This is a genomic window from Acinetobacter sp. P37 (assembly GCF_057480965.1).
Genome location: NZ_JBLIYY010000010.1, coordinates 52,913 through 72,995 on the forward strand (window position 1 = coordinate 52,913; position 20,083 = coordinate 72,995).

At 37.7% G+C, this 20,083-nt stretch carries 15 protein-coding genes; 12 read left to right on the top strand and 3 right to left on the bottom strand.

All coding sequences use genetic code 11. The features are described from left to right. Nucleotides 1-148: 148 nt before the first annotated feature. Nucleotides 149-2,383 (bottom strand): NADP-dependent isocitrate dehydrogenase, encoded by a 2,235-nt coding sequence (locus tag AC25JC_RS10700; RefSeq protein ID WP_180172348.1) that lies wholly within the window; start codon nt 2,381-2,383, stop codon nt 149-151. Between the two features lie 1,122 nt (nt 2,384-3,505). Between AC25JC_RS10700 and AC25JC_RS10705 the strand changes: the two genes are divergently transcribed. The 6 genes from AC25JC_RS10705 to AC25JC_RS10730 all read left to right on the top strand — a co-directional run bounded on the left by AC25JC_RS10705 (nt 3,506) and on the right by AC25JC_RS10730 (nt 12,371). Continuing rightward, nucleotides 3,506-4,783 (top strand): sensor histidine kinase, encoded by a 1,278-nt coding sequence (locus AC25JC_RS10705; RefSeq protein ID WP_180066678.1) that lies wholly within the window; start codon nt 3,506-3,508, stop codon nt 4,781-4,783. A gap of 117 nt (nt 4,784-4,900) precedes the next feature. Beyond that, on the top strand, nt 4,901-7,660 hold the full coding sequence (gene glnE / locus AC25JC_RS10710) for a bifunctional [glutamate--ammonia ligase]-adenylyl-L-tyrosine phosphorylase/[glutamate--ammonia-ligase] adenylyltransferase (RefSeq protein WP_180116405.1): 2,760 nt from the start codon (nt 4,901-4,903) through the stop codon (nt 7,658-7,660). Nucleotides 7,661-7,678: 18 nt separating this feature from the next. Further along, complete coding sequence (locus tag AC25JC_RS10715; RefSeq protein WP_078191262.1) at nt 7,679-8,605, top strand: branched-chain amino acid transaminase; 927 nt, start codon at nt 7,679-7,681, stop codon at nt 8,603-8,605. A gap of 83 nt (nt 8,606-8,688) precedes the next feature. Then, nucleotides 8,689-9,576 carry a mitochondrial fission ELM1 family protein gene (locus AC25JC_RS10720; RefSeq protein ID WP_486924000.1) on the top strand — a complete coding sequence of 296 codons (888 nt, stop codon included), beginning with the start codon at nt 8,689-8,691 and terminating at the stop codon, nt 9,574-9,576. 96 nt (nt 9,577-9,672) lie between these two features. Further along, a complete protein-coding gene (locus AC25JC_RS10725) occupies nt 9,673-11,394 on the top strand; it encodes a sulfatase-like hydrolase/transferase (protein ID WP_486924001.1) in 1,722 nt (573 codons plus the stop codon). A 170-nt stretch (nt 11,395-11,564) separates the two neighbouring features. After that, on the top strand, nt 11,565-12,371 hold the full coding sequence (locus tag AC25JC_RS10730) for a polysaccharide deacetylase family protein (RefSeq protein ID WP_180106719.1): 807 nt from the start codon (nt 11,565-11,567) through the stop codon (nt 12,369-12,371). Here the strand turns inward: AC25JC_RS10730 and AC25JC_RS10735 are convergent, their stop codons facing one another. Both AC25JC_RS10735 and AC25JC_RS10740 read right to left on the bottom strand, forming a co-directional pair. After that, nucleotides 12,372-13,304: a glycosyltransferase family 2 protein gene (locus tag AC25JC_RS10735; protein WP_486924002.1), complete on the bottom strand. Its 933-nt coding sequence runs from the start codon at nt 13,302-13,304 to the stop codon at nt 12,372-12,374. Between the two features lies 1 nt (nt 13,305). After that, nucleotides 13,306-14,277 (bottom strand): ELM1/GtrOC1 family putative glycosyltransferase, encoded by a 972-nt coding sequence (locus tag AC25JC_RS10740; protein WP_486924003.1) that lies wholly within the window; start codon nt 14,275-14,277, stop codon nt 13,306-13,308. Nucleotides 14,278-14,459: 182 nt separating this feature from the next. Between AC25JC_RS10740 and AC25JC_RS10745 the strand changes: the two genes are divergently transcribed. The 6 genes from AC25JC_RS10745 to AC25JC_RS10770 are packed head-to-tail and all read left to right on the top strand — an operon-like array spanning nt 14,460 to nt 20,081. Next, complete coding sequence (locus AC25JC_RS10745) at nt 14,460-15,524, top strand: glycosyltransferase family 4 protein (protein WP_486924004.1); 1,065 nt, start codon at nt 14,460-14,462, stop codon at nt 15,522-15,524. A 30-nt stretch (nt 15,525-15,554) separates the two neighbouring features. Continuing rightward, nucleotides 15,555-16,613 carry a dTDP-glucose 4,6-dehydratase gene (gene rfbB / locus AC25JC_RS10750; RefSeq protein WP_486924005.1) on the top strand — a complete coding sequence of 353 codons (1,059 nt, stop codon included), beginning with the start codon at nt 15,555-15,557 and terminating at the stop codon, nt 16,611-16,613. Next, complete coding sequence (gene rfbA / locus AC25JC_RS10755; RefSeq protein ID WP_486924006.1) at nt 16,613-17,494, top strand: glucose-1-phosphate thymidylyltransferase RfbA; 882 nt, start codon at nt 16,613-16,615, stop codon at nt 17,492-17,494. Before rfbB ends, rfbA begins: the two co-directional genes overlap by 1 nt. Further along, nucleotides 17,491-18,591, top strand: coding sequence for a DegT/DnrJ/EryC1/StrS family aminotransferase (locus AC25JC_RS10760; RefSeq protein ID WP_486924007.1), 1,101 nt, complete (start codon nt 17,491-17,493; stop codon nt 18,589-18,591). Before rfbA ends, AC25JC_RS10760 begins: the two co-directional genes overlap by 4 nt. Nucleotide 18,592: 1 nt before the next feature. Further along, nucleotides 18,593-19,162, top strand: coding sequence for an acyltransferase (locus AC25JC_RS10765; RefSeq protein WP_486924008.1), 570 nt, complete (start codon nt 18,593-18,595; stop codon nt 19,160-19,162). A gap of 1 nt (nt 19,163) precedes the next feature. Next, the gene (locus AC25JC_RS10770) at nt 19,164-20,081 is read left to right on the top strand and encodes a glycosyltransferase family 2 protein (protein ID WP_486924009.1); all 918 of its coding nucleotides are present in this window, start codon (nt 19,164-19,166) and stop codon (nt 20,079-20,081) included. The last annotated feature ends 2 nt before the right edge of the window (nt 20,082-20,083 follow it).

Here is a 20,083-nt window from a genome sequence, read left to right on the forward strand (position 1 = left end):
TACTATTTAAATTAAAGTGATGTATTTAATTTTATAATTCATTTGAGAAATAATTACATTCCCTAAAGCGATTCTTTTGTCAAACAAAAAACCAGCGCCGAAGCGCTGGTTTTTTTACATCACTAACTTAAGTTAGTTTTGCATCAACTTATTGGGCAGCCTCAAGAGCAGCATTTAAAGTTGCGCTTGGACGCATTACAGCATTTACTTTTGCTGTATCTACAGCGTAGTAACCACCGATGTCCGCGGCTTTACCTTGAACTTCAGCAAGTTCTGCAACGATTTTTTCTTCGTTTTCAGCAAGTGCTTGAGCAAGAGGAGCGAATTTTGCTTTAAGCTCTGCATCTTCGTCTTGCGCAGCAAGTTCTTCAGCCCAGTATTTAGCAAGGTAGAAGTGGCTGCCACGGTTGTCAAGTTCGCCAGTACGACGTGATGGAGACTTGTCATTGTCAAGCAATTTACCAGTCGCAGCATCAAGCGTATTTGCAAGAAGTTTAGCTTTCGCGTTGTCTTCTTTGATGCCCATTTCTTCAAGAGAAACCGCAAGTGCCAAGAACTCACCTAAAGAATCCCAACGTAAGTGGTTTTCTTCTACAAGTTGTTGTACGTGTTTAGGCGCAGAACCACCCGCACCAGTTTCGTACATGCCGCCACCAGCCATTAGAGGCACGATAGAAAGCATTTTCGCAGAAGTACCCAATTCCATAATCGGGAACAAGTCTGTGAGGTAGTCACGTAGGATGTTACCAGTTACAGAAATTGTATCTAGGCCACGAGCAACACGTTCAAGTGTGTAACGCATCGCACGTACTTGAGACATGATTTGAATGTCTAAACCAGTAGTGTCGTGGTCTTTCAAGTAAGTTTGAACTTTCTTGATGAGTTCGTTTTCGTGTGGACGGTATGGGTCAAGCCAGAAGATCGCAGGCATGCCAGAGTTACGTGCACGAGTTACTGCAAGTTTCACCCAGTCGCGGATCGGAGCGTCTTTCACTTGACACATACGCCAGATGTCGCCTTCTTCCACGTTTTGAGACATCAACACTTCACCTGTTTCAAGGTCAGTGATGTTTGCAATACCTGCTTCAGGAATTTCGAAAGTCTTGTCGTGTGAACCGTATTCTTCAGCTTTTTGCGCCATCAAACCAACGTTAGGTACAGTACCCATAGTGCGTGGGTCAAAGTTACCATTCCATTTACAGAAATTGATCATTTCTTGGTAGATACGCGCGAAAGTAGATTCAGGCATTACAGCTTTACAGTCGTACTGTTTGCCGTCAGCACCCCACATTTTACCGCCACCACGGATCATTGCAGGCATAGATGCATCTACAATTACGTCATTAGGTGAGTGGAAGTTAGTGATACCTTTTGCAGAATCAACCATTGCAAGTGCAGGACGGTGTTCTTGGCAAGCATGTAAGTCAGCAATGATTTCTTCACGAAGAGAAGTCGGAAGAGTTTCAATTTTTTCGTAAAGACCAGACATACCGTTGTTGATGTTAATACCTAACTCATCAAACAATTTGCCGTGTTTTTCGAATGCATCTTTGTAGTAAATCTTCACACAGTGACCGAAAACGATTGGGTGAGACACCTTCATCATGGTCGCTTTTACGTGTAGAGAGAACAAAATGCCTGCTTCTTTACAATCATCTAATTCTTTTTCATAGAAGTCGCAAAGTGCTTTTTTGCTCATGAACATTGAGTCGATGATTTCGCCGTCTTGAAGCGCAACTTTAGGCTTAAGAACAACAGTTTCACCAGACTTAGTGATCAATTCCATTTTTACATTGCGAGCGCGGTCTAAAGTCATAGACTTTTCGCCGTGGTAGAAGTCACCTTCATCCATGTGAGAAACGTGAGTTTGTGACCACTGCTTCCATTCGCTCATAGAGTGCGGATGTTTCTTCGCGTAATTTTTTACTGCAGTAGGCGCACGACGGTCAGAGTTACCTTCACGAAGTACAGGATTTACAGCAGAACCTAGGCATTTGCTATAACGTGCCTTGATTTCTTTTTCTTCCTCAGTCGCTGGGTTTTCTGGGTAGTTCGGAATTGCAAAACCTTTAGACTGTAATTCTTTAATGCAAGCAGTTAATTGGCCAACTGAAGCACTGATGTTCGGAAGTTTGATAATGTTTGTGCTTGGATCTTGGGTTAATTGTCCAAGCTCTGCCAAGTTATTTGGCACCTTTTGTTCTTCGCTTAGATAGTCTGAAAATTCAGCGAGTACACGTGCTGCAACTGAGATATCGCGTTTAACGATTTCAACGCCAGCAGGTTTAGTAAAGGTTTCAATGATCGGCAGCAGAGAGTAAGTCGCCAATAATGGCGCCTCGTCGGTCAGTGTGTAGATGATAGTTGACTTTCCACCAGCCATATATAGCCCCTTGCTTTAGATTGTGTCTTTGAGGTTCGAGCTTGTGGCTCGCCTCTATGAACCGATTTGCTTAAATAAAACTATGAAAGTATCGGGGTTCATTGCTTTTCAGTCAACGCAAGATCCTGTGATGTGGTCATTTCGTAGAAAAATGATACAAAAGAAGTGCAGTTTGACGCCCAATTTTAGCGCAAAACCGAGAAGGGAAATATTGAAAGCTTGTTATTCATAGCTTAAAGCTATTGAACAATTAAATTTATATCATTTTTTGGGGGCTGATCTGTTCTTTATGGCTCGTTCAAGTTTTAGTTGTAAAGCAAAGCGTTTGATAGGTCAAACCGAATGCCTTAACTTTTAGGTGTAGATTTGGTGCGGAAGTTCGAAAATTAGTCAGGATTGGGGACTTTATTAAAGAACGACGTGAGTTTGATGCTCCGTTTGACTTTGAAGGCTCGCGGAATGTTTATGCGATAACTTATATATCTGATGAATAAGGCATGGCACTTTTTCAGCTTCAGTCATTTGGGTGAATGAGTTCATGTGCACTAGAAGCATGAAACGAATCTTTAGCTCAGTTTAATAAAGTAAAAGCAAGCAAGTATGGTTTAATGCTCAAATGACACACATAACTGATAAAAACTAATAAATTAGTCTAATAGAAAAACTTAAAAATAGATTCATTTAGTGTAGCTGACTGAAACGAGCATCCTGATGAGCAATCTGGTCATAGAATAGTCATAAAACTCACTATTTTTTGTGATGTGGTTAAAGAAAATTAAACCCAGTTTTTTAGGTCTTATGTAAATGAATATTTCTTTTGGTCATGTTTTTAGTTTGAATAAAACGCGAAAAGTACGATTTAAAATAAACAGTCAATAAAATTTAAATTAATTTAAGTTTCTAATTTTATTGTTTTAATTTTTGTATTGCATTTAATATGATGTTCTTTATAGATATTTTTATTTTCTAATTGGATGAAAGTTCGATTAAATAGCGCATTCGTAAATGATGTTTGTCTTTTTGTTGGGTTTTGTTATTGAGTGTTTGGGCTATTTTTGCTATTAATCTTGAACATAACAGTTGGTTTTTATCTTTAAGATAAACCCTGAGGAGAGCAACGGGATGGCTTTACGTTTACTGGATATTGGTACACAAACCGAATTATTAACTGCCTGTCGTTTGTCTTTATTGATGGGGGTTTATACCGACGACAACCGCATTGCAGAATTTTTAAAGTTCGCGCGTGGTATTGTGCAAGTCGATAATGCTGTCCTCGCATTTAAAAATGAACCTTATATATGGTATGCGTCAGAGCACATATTTAAGGCCTTTATGGCCGAAGCTGATGATGATCGTCTAGATCAGTTTTTTGCTGAACATTCTCGTATAGACCGAGACGCTGAAAATTACCAAGCTTATTCCGACTATATGCAAGAACTTGGATTAGGGCATCAGCGTTTAGTCGCTTTCGATTTAAAATATGATCAAGAATCTATCGGTAAAGTTATTTTATTCGATGATCAAGTCACTGCATTTGAAGCCAAACAATTAAAGATCGTTGAAGAATTTGTACAAAGTCTAGTCAATATTATTCAACTTCGTGTTGAAAATGCCGAATTAAAAGAAGCCTATGAACAGCAGTCGGCACTGAATTTTAGTAAGACTAAATTTTTCCAAATTATTGCGCATGATTTAAGAGCACCTTTTCATGGTCTACTTGGATTTTCTGAAGTTTTGGCACAGGAGCGTCATACCTTAGATGATTCGAGTGTGCAAAATATTGCAGACTATTTATATGACACCACACAATCGACGTATAACCTCTTAGAAAGCCTGTTGAACTGGGCCATGGCAGAAGGTGGTCGCTTTGTTTATCACCCGATTAATTTTGATTTACATCAGTCTGCAAAAATCGTCAGTGATGTCTTAAATAGCTTGGCTGTGAAGAAAAATATTCGACTGATCAATGCCGTGCCTGAAGGTATTAAAGTCAATGCAGATATCAATATGATCACATCAGTGATGCAAAACTTGGTGTCAAACGCATTGAAATTTACCCATACCGATGGTAGAGGTGTGGTGACGATTTCAGCCGATCGAGATGGAGAACGGGTTGTATTCACTATTCAAGATACTGGATTGGGGATGACCCAAGCTCAGATCGATGATTTATTTCAGCAAAAACTGACGGTTAGTATTAAAGGTACGGCAGGAGAACGTGGTACGGGGTTGGGTTTAGTCCTTTGTAAACGTTTTGTGGACTTAAATCAGGGTGAAATTGTGGTGAATTCGAAAGAAGGTGAAGGCACACAATTTAAAGTCTGGTTGCCACAGGCGACGAGCCTGCATCAAACCCTAAATACCGAGAGTAGCAGTGCACAGAAAGATGCGACCTTATAAAGATGGGACCTTAAGTGAACTTTAATACGCATCTATTGGTATAAAAGCCTAAAAATACTTTTCCCTAAGCGTTATCAACTGTTATAACTAGAAAAAAATCACGCTAGGGTTTGTGAAATGAATGCGGAGCAATTGCAGAAAACATTACGTGCCAGTCAATATGCTGAACAGGTGCTCGGAATCCATCAGGCCAGTTTAGAACAAGACTATGCAATTGATCAGTTTCAAACCTCGCTCAGTACAGCACAAATTCAACATTTTGTCGCAAGCAGCCTTGCCGATATCCAAGATGAAAATAGTTGGATGCGTGCAATTCGTGTGCTGCGCGCACGTCTGATGTTTCGTTGGATTTGGCAAGATGCCAATCAACTCACCGATGTCGTCACCTTAACTCGAGAGCTTTCAGACTTTGCCGATGCGTCCATCTGTGCGGCAAAAGATTTTGCGCTGAATCCGTTGATTGCGAAATATGGCGAACCGCTAGGCTATAAGGGGAAAGTTCAAGACCTAATTGTGGTTGCCATGGGAAAACTTGGTGCACAGGAACTTAATCTTTCAAGTGATATTGATCTTATTTTTGCCTTTGATGAACAGGGCGAAACCAATGGTCGAAAATGTATCGATGTACAGCAGTTCTGTATTTTGTGGGGACAAAAATTAATTTACCTGCTTGACCATATTACCGCAGATGGTTTTGTCTTCCGTGTAGATATGCGCCTTCGCCCATGGGGTGATGGTTCTGCCTTGGCAATCAGTCATGCGGCATTAGAAAAATATTTAAGCCAGCATGGACGCGAATGGGAACGCTATGCCTGGATTAAGGCACGTATCGTCACGGGCGGTAAAGAAGGCGCCGAGTTATTGGAAATGACCCGACCTTTCGTCTTCCGCAAATATGTCGATTACACCGCTTTCGAAGCTATGCGTGACATGAAAGCCATGATCGAACGTGAAGTGCTACGTCGTAATATCGAAGATGATATTAAACTCGGTGCAGGCGGAATTCGTGAAGTTGAGTTTATTGTTCAAGTCTTTCAGCTCATCTATGGCGGTTCAAAACTCGAGTTGCAAGACCGTCAATGTTTAGTGAGTCTGCATCATTTAGGTGAAGTTGGATTATTAGAAAAAACCGCAGTTGCTGATCTAGAAGATGCATATTTATTTTTACGTCGCATTGAACATGCGATTCAAGCGCTCAATGATCAGCAAACCCAATCGTTGCCACATGAGCCTGAACCCCGCCAACGTATTTTAGATACTTTAGGTTTTGCATCTTGGGATGACTTTTTGCATGTGCTCAATCAGAAACGTGCCAAAGTCATTTACCAATTTGAACATCTTATCAAAGAAAAAGAACCCGATCCGTTATTGGAAAGTTTTAGTCATTTAGAAGCCCAGTTGAACGATGTTCTAGATGATGATGCCAAAAATTTAATTCACGAATTTTGGTATGGACATGCGCTGAAAAAATTACCTGCCAAAGCTGTACAGCGCTTAAAAACCTTTTGGCCACATCTCATTGAGGCGATATTACAGTCAGATAAACCTCAGGTGGCCTTACTACGTCTCATGCCTTTGGTGGAGTCGGTGCTGCGCCGTACAGTCTATTTGGTGATGCTGATTGAGAGCAAAGGGGCATTACAACGATTAGTGAAAATGGCAACAGTGAGTCCTTGGATCTGCGAAGAATTGACGCATTATCCCGTGCTGTTGGACGAGTTTCTGTCGATGGATTTTGAGCTACCAAAGCGTAAAGATTTAGAAGACTCTCTACGTCAACAACTACTTCGAATTGAAATTGATCAAGTTGAAGATCAGATGCGTGTTCTTCGATTATTTAAAAAATCCAATGTCTTAGCAGTAGCTGCTAGTGATGTGTTGGCCGAAAGCCCATTGATGAAAGTATCGGATGCATTGACCGATATTGCTGAAGTGTCGGTGAATGCAACCTTGCATTTGGCATATCAAATTGTTGCCAAAAAACATGGTTATCCAATCGATGCAGAAGGGCAGCGTTGTTCGATTGATCACACGGCTTTCGCGGTAATTGGCTATGGCAAGGTGGGTGGCATCGAGCTGGGTTATGGTTCGGACTTGGATTTGGTGTTTATTCACTATATGGACGAACAAGCCGATACCGATGGACAGAAACCAATTAGTGGCTTTGAATTTGCCATGCGGGTGGCACAAAAATTTATGTCCTTAATGACCACGCAAACCCTAGATGGTCGAGTGTATGAGGTGGATACACGTTTACGACCTTCGGGAGAGGCGGGGTTACTGGTGACCAGCTTAAAAGCCTTTGAGCAATATCAACATAAAAATGCTTGGGTCTGGGAGCATCAAGCTTTAGTACGTGCCAGAACGATTGCAGGTGAGCACAGTTTACGGATTGAAATTGAAAACTTGCGCTGCAATATTTTGACTCAGCCACGCGATGAGAACAATGTTCGTGCAGAAGTGCTCAAAATGCGCCAAAAAATGAAAGACCATCTAGGTTCTTCTAAAGAGCAGCAAAAAGATGGAATTTTTCATTTAAAACAAGATGCAGGTGGTATCGTTGACATCGAATTTATGGCACAGTATGCAGTATTAGCATGGAGTGGGTCGAATCCCGATCTCGCCCATTACTCTGACAACGTACGAATCCTTGAGGATGCCGCAAGAACGGATTGCTTATCCAGCGCCGATGCGACAGCATTGATTCAAGCTTATCTCCGTGAACGAGCCGAGAGCCACCGTTTAGCACTTGCGAATCAATCCATGCAAGTTTCAGCTGACGATTGGCACGATACCCGAGTGGTCGTTTGCAAGCTATGGCAAAGATTAATTGATCCAACTGCAACGTTTGCATTGGATAAAAATGACTGTGTATAAAAATTTGGAGTGTGTGCCATGAACTTGGCTGATCGTGATGGTTTTATTTGGCAAGATGGACAATTGGTTGACTGGCGTGAGGCGAAAACTCACGTATTAACACATACATTGCATTACAGCATGGGTGTGTTTGAAGGCGTCCGTGCTTATGAAACTCCGAATGGAACGGCTATTTTCCGTTTAAAAGAACACACTAAGCGTTTATTAAATTCTGCAAAAATTTATCAAATGAAAGTCCCATTTGATCATGCAGCATTAGAACAAGCTCAAATTGATGTGGTTCGTGAAAATAAATTGGCTTCTTGCTATTTACGCCCAATTATTTTTATTGGTTCAGAAAAATTAGGTATTGCAGCAACTGACAATACAATTCATGCCGTTGTTGCTGCATGGAGCTGGGGTGCTTACCTTGGTGATGAAGCGATGGCGAAGGGTATTCGTGTTAAAACGTCTTCATTTACGCACCATCATCCAAACGTGACCATGTGTAAAGCAAAAGCATCTGGTAACTATACTTTGTCAATTCTTGCACACCAAGAAGTGGCACATGCTGGCTATGACGAAGCAATGTTACTCGACCCACAAGGTTATGTATGTCAAGGTTCAGGCGAAAACGTATTCTTAGTTCGTGATGGCGTGATTCATACTCCTGACATCGCGGGTGGTGCACTTGATGGTATTACCCGTCAAACCATTATTACGATTGCGAAAGACCTTGGTTTTGAAGTGGTTGAACGTCGTATTACACGTGACGAATTCTATATTGCTGATGAAGCATTCTTCACAGGTACTGCTGCTGAAGTGACGCCAATCCGTGAATATGATGACCGTCAAATTGGTGAAGGTTGTCGTGGTCCAATCACTGAGCAAATCCAAACTGCATTCTTTAATGCGGTTCAGGGTAAAGACCCTAAATATGCGCACTGGTTAACTTACGTAAAATAAGCTGATCGGTTAAGATGAAAAGGCGAAACTAAGTTTCGCCTTTTTTATTGGCTTGAAGATATTGAATTTTTGGGAACGTGACTATGCATATTGTTTATATCAGTGATGGTAAAGCAGGACATCGCTCACAAGCTTTGGGTTTATTTAAAGCCATGCAGCGCCAATCTCAGGAAATAGTCACATTTCAAGAAATTTCAATTGATGATTTGCCTATAGTGACACTTATTTCTGCGCTGTTTAGCCATCAGCTTCATACTGTTGAACACGAGCCAACCTATATTTTTGGCGTCGGTAGCCACACACATTTTCGAGTATGGCTGTTAGGCAAAGTGTATAACAAAGCCAAAACCATTATTTTAATGAAGCCAAGCTTGCCGTTTGCATGGTTTGATTATGCTGTGATTCCACAGCACGATGGTATTCAAGCATCAAATAAAGTACTAACGACACAAGGTGCGTTAAATCCTATTGTAAATGAAGAGCGGCATCAGCATGGTCGAATCCTAATCGCTTTGGGTGGCTCTTCAAAACGCCATCAGTGGAATGCAGCTAAAGTACTTCATGCAATTCAACAGATAGTCGAGCTGAATCCAAATTCAGAAATCATTTTGACCACTTCACGGCGCACACCAAAAGCGTTTTTAGCAGAATTAAAACAGTTAAAAAATATTGAAAAAGTACAGATTTTCCCAGTTGAAGTCACTCCGCAAGGTTGGATTTTCGAAGAAATGCAAAAAGCCGAAGCGGTTTGGGTAACTGAAGATAGTGTTTCAATGATTTACGAGGCTCTCACCGCGGGTTGTAAAGTCGGGGTGATTGAAGTGGATCGGTTGAAGGAAGATCGGATTACAACATCTGTCGATCACCTTTTTCATCAACAGTATATTACTCGTTTTACTACCTTGTCTCAATTAGCTCAACCACAATATTTTGCTGAAGCAACTCGAGTTGCAGTTGAAATATTCAAATAATGAACAGATTCTTTAATATAAACATCTAGATAAATTAAGATACTAAAATGCAATGACTAACGCTTACGCTTTTTTTGAACAATATCAATAAAATAAATGATGGAAAAAAAGCCGAAACTTAAGTACAGTGGCGTTCAAAATTTGTATCTAAGGAAAATAGCAGCAAGTCCTGATACAAGAACATTATTGGAGATAAGAATGACATTGCTTCTACATAAAAAGAGTGTAATTCACTTTTTTTATACATTTTTTTTAGTGCTTTTTTTGGGGGGGGCAGAATACTTTTTAACAAAGAATGGCGTAGTAAGTATTGAGTTCTCAAAATATGTTGAAAGTTACTTATTAGTTTTCATTTTATTTTATCTCTGTTTATTATCTGGGTATAAAACTTTTTCCTTAATTGTAACTAACTTTATCATTTACATTATTGGTTCCAATATTGTTTTTTTGACCTATTTTGGCCGTTTATTAATGCCTTATGATATTAGTCAATTTTTTTATGAATTTGCCGATATTATGGGAGGATTGTCTGGTGGAATAAAAATTTTCCTTATTCCGCTCTGTCTATATTTACTGCTGATTGTTTTAAATACTATTTATATTTTGAAATATGTAAACAATAAAGAAGCAGGATATAAAAAATACCTCTTTTTTATGGTTGCCGTATTAGGTTTAATGGGACTTATGGTTCCAGCCTTAAAGGGAAAAGTCTTTGAAAATAATCTACATTACCCAGTTGTGAGAAATACCATTAATTGTATTTCCAGCTTTTTAATTGGAAGCAGTAAATCTTTATTTTCAGAACCTGAAGCTAAAAAAGTATATTCAAAATACAGTGTTGAAAATATTGATACAGTGCAAGACTTTAATGTGATTGTGGTTGTTGGTGAAAGTACTGCATTTAAACATTTGGGCTTATATGGTTATGAAAGGCAAACCACCCCATTTTTGAGCTCACTTAATGGGCAATCAGGGTTTAAATATTTTTATGGCATCAGTCGAGGTTTTTCTACACGTATAGGTGTTCCACTTTTGCTTAATGTTATTTATGAACCAGATAATGCTGAGCAGTTATTATCCATGCAAACAAATTTATTTACGCTTGCTAAAGAAACTGGTCGCAATACCTTATATCTTTCTAATCAAAAGTCTGGCGTTCTCGCTTCTTTAGTAAACATGAAAGATATTGATCAATTCCATGATGTGTTCTCTAAAGAAATGCCAGAGAATACAACAGATATGCGATTAATCGAATTGATTGAAAAGAAAAAAGAGGCATTGGGGAAAACACCATATTTTATGGTTTTACATCAGCGTAATAGTCATTTTGCTTATGAAGAAAACTATCCGAAAGCTTATAATTTTTATACAGGCAGTAAAGATGAGTTTGCGAAATTGGTCGACACTTATGACAACTCAATGCATTTTCAAGATGACTTCTTTAAAGCTCTAAGAATATCTGCTCAAAAAGTTAGTTCTAAACCAACCCTCATTTTTTATACATCGGATCATGGCGAACTATTTGGTGAAGATGGTTTATGGGGACATGGTACACCAATTTTACAATCTGCTGCTGTTCCAGTTCTGATGTTTGGAGTCAACGGTGCTGAGAAATGGGTAGATAATCTTCAATATTCAAATTGTTATATGTCAAATTATGAATTGGGTAAAATTGTTGCGGCTTCATTGGGACGTGAAATTACCAATCCAAATGAAAGTAGTGATCAAATTTTTATTAATATCAATTTACCACAGGATGGTTCAAGTAAGTTTACTACGGTGAAAGCTAAAGAAGCTCAAGCATTATGTACACAATAATATTGAACTCACTTTAAAATACTCAAAAAGCTGATTTTTGTATTAAACAGAAATCAGCTTTTTTAATGGATGTTTAAATAGAAAATGGTGATCTCAAATTGAGATCTCTACTTTTCTTATGAGGAGGACTGTGGCACTATTTGGCAAGAAACTTTGGTTTGGTCCATGTCGTGATTTATATTTGTATTTTTGTCCTCATGATTTTACTCGTATTGAGTTATAAATATGCATGGTGGAAACCTGCAGTAGACTGGAAAAGACCACGTGTTTTAATGTATCACATGGTACGCGAGCATATTGATGGGGCGAAATTTAATAAGTTGCGGGTGAAACCTGAAGAGTTTGAAAAGCAAGTAGCTTGGATGAAAGCTGAAGGTTTTCATTTTGTGACGATGCATGAGTTGCAACAAAATTGGGGACGGCATCCAGAAAAAACTGTTGCCATTACATTTGATGATGGTTATCTGGATAATTTGGAAAATGCTTATCCAATCTTAGAAAAATATCAAGCCAAAGCCACCATTTATGTAGTGGTGGATCGTCATGATAGAGATTGGTCAACCTATAAAAAAGCCCATCATAATAGCGGTGAGTTAGCGCGTGAGCCGAAATTAAGTGATGAGCAAATAAAGCAGTTGGCACAGAGTGGTTGGGTTGAAATTGGTTCTCATACTTTGACTCATGCCAATTTGGATAAATTGGATGATGCAGCATGCTTATTTGAACTTACAGAATCTAAAAAACAATTAGAGCAGTTAATTGATACGTCTGTGAGTAGTTTTGCCTATCCATTTGGTATTTATTCGGACCGTGACGTACGTATGGCAAAGGAAGCAGGTTATAGCAATGCTGTGACCACCAAAGAGGGGATTGATGAAACCTCACTAGATTTCATGCAATTACAACGGATTAAAATTAGTGGAAAAGATTCAATGTTTGCTGTGAAGTTGCGGATGAAATTAGGTAAGAGAGCTTGATTACTCTCTATTATTAATTTTACGTACATGATCTAATTGGTTGAAATAAGTTATTAGTTTTGGACGATGTGTATCCCAAGTTGAAATTGGATTGATACGTGAAGTTAAATAGATGAAAAAGTCTGAAATTTTTTGTTTTGGAGTATGACGGATACTTTTCCAGTAGGTTGAAAGTGCCTTTTGAGTGAGTAGCTTTTTATCTTTTTCTAGAAGCTCTGGATTATCCTGAATAAAATCATTAATTGTAAAAAACATATCATGGTGCTGTTGTTCTAAGTGGCGAGATAAACGATTTTCACCACGAATGGTTTTTGTTTCAGATTTATCTAAGATAACAAACACACTATGTAAATCGCTAGAAATAATTTTTTGAGAATATCTGGCTAAGTTTAAAGCTAGAGATTCATCTTGAATAAATATATTTTCATTGCAGCCTCTAGACTTTAAAAATAATTCTCGCGTACACATGACGCACATCTGCATAATATTATTTTCAAGTACATAGCTTAAGGGAGTCGTACTAGATTCCCAGATTCCAGTAGTATGTTTTTGAATTTCATTGACATCGTGAATCTTTACTTTTTCTGCATAGCACAAATCCGCTTGCTGTTTTTGCATCTCTTGTAAAAACATATTTAAGCGATCTGGAGCCAGAATATCATCAGAATCCATGAAAAAGAGATAATCACCAGTTGCAGTAAATGCGCCTTGGTTTAGGCGAACAGCAGGACCTTTATTATTCGTATTTTGGATAATTTTGACTTTGGGATAATTGGTCAATAAGTATTGATAATTAGTCGGCCATTCTGGATCTGTAGAACAGTCATCCACCACAATAATTTCATGTAAATTTTCATCTTCGGGTTGTAGTGAGTCGATTGTTCTATTGAGCAATAAACCCTTATTGTAGTGAGTGAGGATGACGGAAATCATTTTAATATCCTAAATTACGTTTAAAAGCTTGAACAATCGGTCCAGTTAAATCAAAGTCTTGGGTATTTTTATATTTTGGACATTGAAAATCTTCTGCTAAGTTTTGTCGTTGCATGAGTTTATGTTGAAGGTATTTCTGATTTAAAGGTTCTAAAACAGATTTGGAGCTATAAATTGAACAGATAAAGCGCCCACTTTGAATGGTTTCAGCTAGCATTGAGGTGCTATCTTCTGTAACAAAAATATAAGTAGTCGGTTGAATAAGCTGAACAAGAGGTGGTGCATTTTGTGTTTGAACTAAATGCAATTGAATATTTTCAGGAAGATGATTTCTTTGAAAATAGCAATCTAAATTTGGTGTACGTCGTGAATTAGTAATGAGTCCTTTCAACTGATTTTGAGTACAAAACGCAATAAATTTATCGATAATTTTTTCAAAATCGTCATATGTAAAAGGATGCTCATCTGTTGGACCACCTAAGATTAATAAAGCTGTTGTTTGGTCGAGTTGGTCCTGTTGCAGATTAATAAAGTCTTTTTTAACTGGCGGGGTGGTAAGCACAACTTGGTCCGACGCAGTATTTTGTTTTAGTGCTGTAATTGTACAGTTCACCAGTTGTCCATTTACTTTGCGTAAATCACCTGCGTAAAACAATGGAACTTTTAATCTGCGACTGACAAAAATGCCATAGAGCAAATTCGGCATGCCTGAACAAATAATACAATCAATATTTTGCTTTGACTGAAAATTCTCAAAAAAAATGGCTGAGCAAAAATCAAAAAAAGCAGGATACCAACTAAGTTTTTTTAATAGGCTTATTTGCCACTTCTTTACGTTGGGAGTTTCGACTTTATTTAAGATTGTTGTATAAGCTGTTTCTAAGTAGTCATATACGCCAAGACTGGGATTTAAGTGTCCAGCACGTTGGTCGTGAATAACGAGAACCGAAAGGCTAGGTTTTCTTTTCATCATATTTGAGCGTTTGATCTATCTACTTTGTATGGTAACAAAATTCTATAATCTTGTCAGAAGTGAGATCTAACGAAAATAGGCAAAGGATTATTTTAAAATAGGTGATGGTTTCTCTTAGCTGAAAATATTAGAATATAGTTCTAATGAACAATTGGTAAAATTTACCGTAAAGGCTCCTTTTCTTGAAAAAATTAAAAATAGTTCACACAGTTTATGGAGATGCTTCAGGTGGGCGTTGGCAAGCAATGCTGAACACTTTTGATGCATTAGAAAGTAAGGGGCATGAAGATATTTTGGTATATGGTGATGAAAATAAAAAGTTAAAATCTGAAAATTATCCAAAGTTTCTTCTTAATAGCTCAGGATTTTATGACCTAATTGCTGCAGTAAAACTCGCTTTATGGCTACGTTCTTATCGTCCTGATGTTGTGATTGCTCATAGTGGGCGTGCGGTTTATTTATTTAAAAATGCAATGCTTTTTGCACGAATTAAATGCCCTGTTATTGCGATGAATCATAGTCATAACGTGAAAAGAACATTACGTGCAGATGGATTTATTCATATTACTCCTTATGTAGGACAGTGTGTTGCTGAGGCTGCTAAAAAGAAGGGTGTGGATTTGAGTCAAAGACCACAAGCAGTTATTCCAAATTTAATACATTTACCAGATGATGAACCTTCTTTTGCTAAAAACCTTGGGGAACCTGTGGTCTTAGGAATTATGACGCGCTTGGTTGAATATAAGGGTACGCACATAGCAATTTCTGCTGTGGAGCAGTTAAAGCAAAAAGGATACTTGGTTAAATTGTTGATTGCAGGGGATGGTGAACAGAAAGATTTTTTATTTCAGCAAGTTAAAGATTTGAATTTGGAGAGTGACGTAGAGTTTTTAGGTTGGATTGGTGAGGAACAAAAAAGAAAGTTTTATAAAGATATTGATATTGCACTCGTTCCTACAATGAATGATACCCAACCATTGGCTATATTAGATGCTTTTGCCTGGGGGAAACCAGTGGTTGCGAGTGATCATATTAGCGTTCAGCAGATTATTCGACAAGGTGAAAATGGATTGATGGCGGAGTGTGGGGATGTTGAAAGTCTAGCTGAAAATATTACTTTTTTAACTGAACATCCCGAGCAAGCTTATGAAATTGCACAGACTGGACGCCAAGATGCTGAAAATGAATATCAGTTTTGTAAAGTTGCGGATAAGTTGATTAATTTTCTTGATACTAAGTATATTTAATAATGTCATTATGGTTGATTTGAATTGGTTATGAAAATTTTAGTTACAGGCGGTGCAGGATTTATTGGTTCAGCTGTCATCCGTCATATTATTCAAAATACCAATAACCAAGTTCTGAATATAGATAAACTGACTTATGCGGGTAATTTAGAATCGTTAAAAGAAATCGATCAATACCCGAACTATGAGTTCAAACAAATTGATATTTGTGATACAGAACAAATTATAGCTGCAATAGATGCATTTCAACCTAATGCAATTATGCATTTAGCCGCAGAGTCGCATGTAGACCGCTCAATTGATGGCCCTGCAGCATTTATTCAAACTAATATTGTGGGAACCTATACTTTATTGGAAGCTGCTCGAAAGTATTGGGTGGGGCTTGACGTTGAAGCTCAACAAAACTTTCGTTTTCATCATATTTCAACAGATGAAGTATATGGTGATTTAGAAGGCACGGAAGATTTATTTACCGAAACAACCTCTTATGCGCCAAGCTCACCTTATTCAGCGAGTAAGGCTAGTTCGGATCATTTGGTACGCGCTTGGCACAGAACTTATGGTCTACCTGTCATAGTAACGAATTGCTCAAATAATTACGGTCCATATCATTTCCCTGAAAAACTAATTCCACTGGTGATTCTAAATGCGCTAGATGCTAAACCTTTACCTGTATATGGTAATGGTCAGCAAATTCGGGATTGGTTGTTTGTAGAAGATCATGCACGTGCTTTATATAAAGTGGTAACTGAGGGTGTAGTTGGAGAAACCTACAATATTGGTGGTCATAACGAAAAGCAAAATATTGAAGTGGTTAGAACTATTTGCAAGATTTTGGATGAGCTAAAACCACAAGCCAATGGTCAAGCGTATGAGTCACTGATTACGTTTGTAAAAGACCGCCCTGGGCATGACTTACGCTATGCAATTGATGCTACAAAAATTCAAAATGAATTAGGTTGGACACCAATGGAAACATTTGAAACTGGAATTCGTAAAACGGTAGGGTGGTATTTAAACAATTTAGACTGGTGTCGTCGCGTACAAGATGGCAGTTACCAACGTGAAAGATTAGGTGTGAGTTTGTAATGTCAAATACAACCAAAGGTATTATTTTAGCAGGCGGTTCGGGCACACGTTTATATCCGATTACCAAAGGGGTATCTAAGCAGTTATTGCCTATTTATGATAAACCCATGGTGTATTACCCGCTTTCGGTGCTTATGCTTGCGGGTGTTCGTAACGTACTCATTATTAGTACCCCTGAAGATATTGATGGTTTTAAGCGTTTATTGGGTGATGGCGCTCAATTCGGTATTCAGCTTGAATATGCAGTCCAACCTAGTCCAGACGGTTTAGCACAAGCATTTATAATTGGTGAAGACTTTATTGGAGATAGTAATGTTTGTTTAGTGCTTGGCGACAATATTTTTTACGGTCAAGGTTTTACCCCAATGTTGCGTCAGGCTGTGTCACGTCAAAAAGGTGCGACTGTATTTGGCTATCAAGTCAAAGATCCAGAGCGTTTTGGTGTGGTTGAGTTTGATGAGCAAAAACGAGTAATTTCTTTAGAAGAAAAACCTAAACAACCTAAATCTCATTTTGCGGTCACAGGTCTATATTTTTATGACAATGATGTGATTCAAATTGCCAAACAAGTGAAGCCTTCTGAACGTGGAGAATTAGAAATTACCACAGTTAATCAGATATATTTAGAGCGCGGTGATCTAAATGTGGAATTGCTCGGACGTGGTTTTGCATGGTTGGATACAGGTACACATTCAAGTTTACTGGAAGCAGCACAGTTTGTAGAAACCATTGAAAAGCGTCAGGGTTATAAAGTCGCATGTTTAGAAGAAATTGCCTTGAATAGTGGTTGGCTGAGCAAAGAACAGGTTTTAGAAATTGGGCAAAGCATGAGTAAAAACGATTATGGGCAATATCTCATTTCTTTGGTGAATGAGATATGAGTCAAGAGCCAATTTATGTAACACAACCTGTTTTACCTGAGCTTGCAGAGTTTATTCCTTATTTAGAGGAAATTTGGAAAAATAAAATTTTAACCAACTGTGGGCCTTTGCATCAGCAGTTGGAAAAAGAGCTTTGTGAGTATTTAGGTGTCGATTTTATTTCATTATTTAATAATGGAACGATTGCTTTAGTTACAGCACTTCAGGCATTAAATCTGGTTGATGGGGAGGTGATTACGACCCCTTATACATTTGTAGCTACAGCTCATTCAATAGTTTGGAATAAATTAACCCCTGTCTTTGTAGATATCGACCCTAATACTTCAAATATTGACCCACGAAAGGTTGAGCAAGCAATTACAGATAAAACAGTTGCGATACTTCCTGTGCATTGTTATGGAATTCCATGTGATGTCGATAGTTTGCAGAAAATAGCAGATAAAAATGATTTAAAACTTATTTATGATGCTGCGCATGCTTTTGGAGTGAGACATAACGGTCAAAGCTTATTAAATTATGGTGATTTAAGTGTAATGAGCTTTCATGCTACCAAAGTATTTAATACTTTTGAGGGGGGAGCTATTGTTTGCCATAGTGCTGAAATGAAACAACGCATTGACCGATTAAAGAATTTTGGTATTGTGAATGAGAATACAATAGACGATATTTCTTTAAATGGTAAATTGAGCGAAGTACATGCTGCACTTGGCTTATTGCAATTAAAATCTATTGATAGCACATTATTAGCACGTAAAAAAATAGATGAAACGTATCGTAAAGGGCTTGCAGACATATCAGGAATTCACTGTATTAAACGTCCGAGTTTAGAAAAAGATAATTACTCTTATTTTCCAATCGTTATTTCTAAGCCGTATCCGCTTAGACGTGATGAGTTGTTTGAAAAACTAAAGCTTAATGGGGTTTTTGCAAGAAAATATTTTTATCCGATAATGACTGATTTGACTATTTATAAGGAATATCAATCAGACACCCCTGAAGCGAAACTCTTATCAGAGGGAGTGCTTTGCTTACCGCTATATCCAAATCTTAGCCTAGATTCAGTACAGAAAATTATTGATTTAATTAAGGATAATTAAGATGGCTTTTTTAACAGAAGAGCAAATTAAAGCCATGGGCTTTCGTCATGTAGGTGAAAATTGCTTACTTTCAGATAAGGCTTCTTATTATAATTGTAAAAATATTAGTATTGGTAGTCATACCCGTATAGATGATTTTTCAGTACTATCTGCCGGGGATAGTGGTATAGAAATTGGGGATTATGTCCATCTTGCGATTGGTGTAAGTCTCATTGGAGCAGGGAAAATTTCAGTTCAAGATTTTGCAGGACTTTCATCTCGGGTTTCGGTTTATAGTAGTAATGATGACTATAGTGGGCAGTTTATGACTAATCCTACAGTACCAAGTCAATATACAAATGTAACGAGTTCAGATGTAATAGTTGGAAAACATGTGATTGTTGGCTCTGGAAGTGTAATTTTACCTGGTGTTACTTTAGAAACAGGTGTTGCTGTTGGTGCATTAAGTTTAGTAAATAAAAATTGTTCAGAGCTTGGTGTTTATATTGGGACACCTGTAAAACGAATTAAAGATAGAAAAAGAGATTTACTTGCGCTAGAAATAGAACTAAAAAAAGAAGGATCTATTTAGTATGGGTATATTAGTTTCAGTCTGTATTGTTACCTATAATCAAGAAAAATTTATAGAGCAGACTCTAAAAAGTGTTCTTAACCAAGATACTAGCTTTCAGTATGAAGTTATTGTAGGGGATGATTGCTCAACAGATGCAACTAGAAAAATAATAGAAGATTTTTTACTAAAATATCCTGATATTATAGTTCCAATTTTTCATGAGAGAAATATTGGTCCCTTAGAAAACCTTAAGACTGTATATAAAAAAGCCAAAGGTAAATATATTTATCATCTTGATGGAGATGATTTGGCTCTTCCAAATAAGTTGCAACGACAATTTGATATTATGGAGTCAAATTTAGATTGCTCAATTTGCACTCATAATATGCGATATATTGATGTCGAAGGAAATAGAGTGCGAGAATGGACCCATCAAAAGGGTAAATTCGATTTAGATTATTTATATTTAAATTTACCCTTTTTTGCTCATTCATCAAAAATGTTCCGAAATGATTTTATATTTGATTATTTTGATGAATTACATCCTCAAGCATTAGATATTGAAATACATATTGAGCAGGCTAGAAAGGGATTTATTTATCACATAGATGAGGAATTGGGTTCGTACCGTGTGGATGTTGGAATTAGTACTATTGGTAAAAAAATCAATCCAATTTTACCTATGGGAGTAATGAGAGTATATGATAAGAAATTGGTGGAAGAAAATGATTTATATAAACTTGAAAAATTAAGAAAAACTTATTCTAAGTACACACTTCAGTATGCCCGTCAATTTCATCAAACTGGCAGTGACTATGACTTATATTGTGAGTTGGTTAAAAAATCTCTATCTATAAGATATTACACCATCAGACAATTCAAATATTTTATACTAACCCTTTTGCCAAAGTCAGTCTACTTGATGAAAAGCAGATAAAA

What these genes read in the sequence shown, in the direction of transcription:
- rfbA (WP_486924006.1), top strand. Translation starts at nt 16,613, where the DNA reads ATGTCAAATACAACCAAAGGTATTATTTTAGCAGGCGGTTCGGGCACA.
- AC25JC_RS10725 (WP_486924001.1), top strand. Translation starts at nt 9,673, where the DNA reads ATGATGGAAAAAAAGCCGAAACTTAAGTACAGTGGCGTTCAAAATTTG.
- AC25JC_RS10700 (WP_180172348.1), bottom strand. Translation starts at nt 2,383, where the DNA reads ATGGCTGGTGGAAAGTCAACTATCATCTACACACTGACCGACGAGGCG.
- glnE (WP_180116405.1), top strand. Translation starts at nt 4,901, where the DNA reads ATGAATGCGGAGCAATTGCAGAAAACATTACGTGCCAGTCAATATGCT.
- AC25JC_RS10720 (WP_486924000.1), top strand. Translation starts at nt 8,689, where the DNA reads ATGCATATTGTTTATATCAGTGATGGTAAAGCAGGACATCGCTCACAA.
- rfbB (WP_486924005.1), top strand. Translation starts at nt 15,555, where the DNA reads ATGAAAATTTTAGTTACAGGCGGTGCAGGATTTATTGGTTCAGCTGTC.
- AC25JC_RS10770 (WP_486924009.1), top strand. Translation starts at nt 19,164, where the DNA reads ATGGGTATATTAGTTTCAGTCTGTATTGTTACCTATAATCAAGAAAAA.
- AC25JC_RS10740 (WP_486924003.1), bottom strand. Translation starts at nt 14,277, where the DNA reads ATGATGAAAAGAAAACCTAGCCTTTCGGTTCTCGTTATTCACGACCAA.
- AC25JC_RS10715 (WP_078191262.1), top strand. Translation starts at nt 7,679, where the DNA reads ATGAACTTGGCTGATCGTGATGGTTTTATTTGGCAAGATGGACAATTG.
- AC25JC_RS10765 (WP_486924008.1), top strand. Translation starts at nt 18,593, where the DNA reads ATGGCTTTTTTAACAGAAGAGCAAATTAAAGCCATGGGCTTTCGTCAT.
- AC25JC_RS10760 (WP_486924007.1), top strand. Translation starts at nt 17,491, where the DNA reads ATGAGTCAAGAGCCAATTTATGTAACACAACCTGTTTTACCTGAGCTT.
- AC25JC_RS10735 (WP_486924002.1), bottom strand. Translation starts at nt 13,304, where the DNA reads ATGATTTCCGTCATCCTCACTCACTACAATAAGGGTTTATTGCTCAAT.
- AC25JC_RS10705 (WP_180066678.1), top strand. Translation starts at nt 3,506, where the DNA reads ATGGCTTTACGTTTACTGGATATTGGTACACAAACCGAATTATTAACT.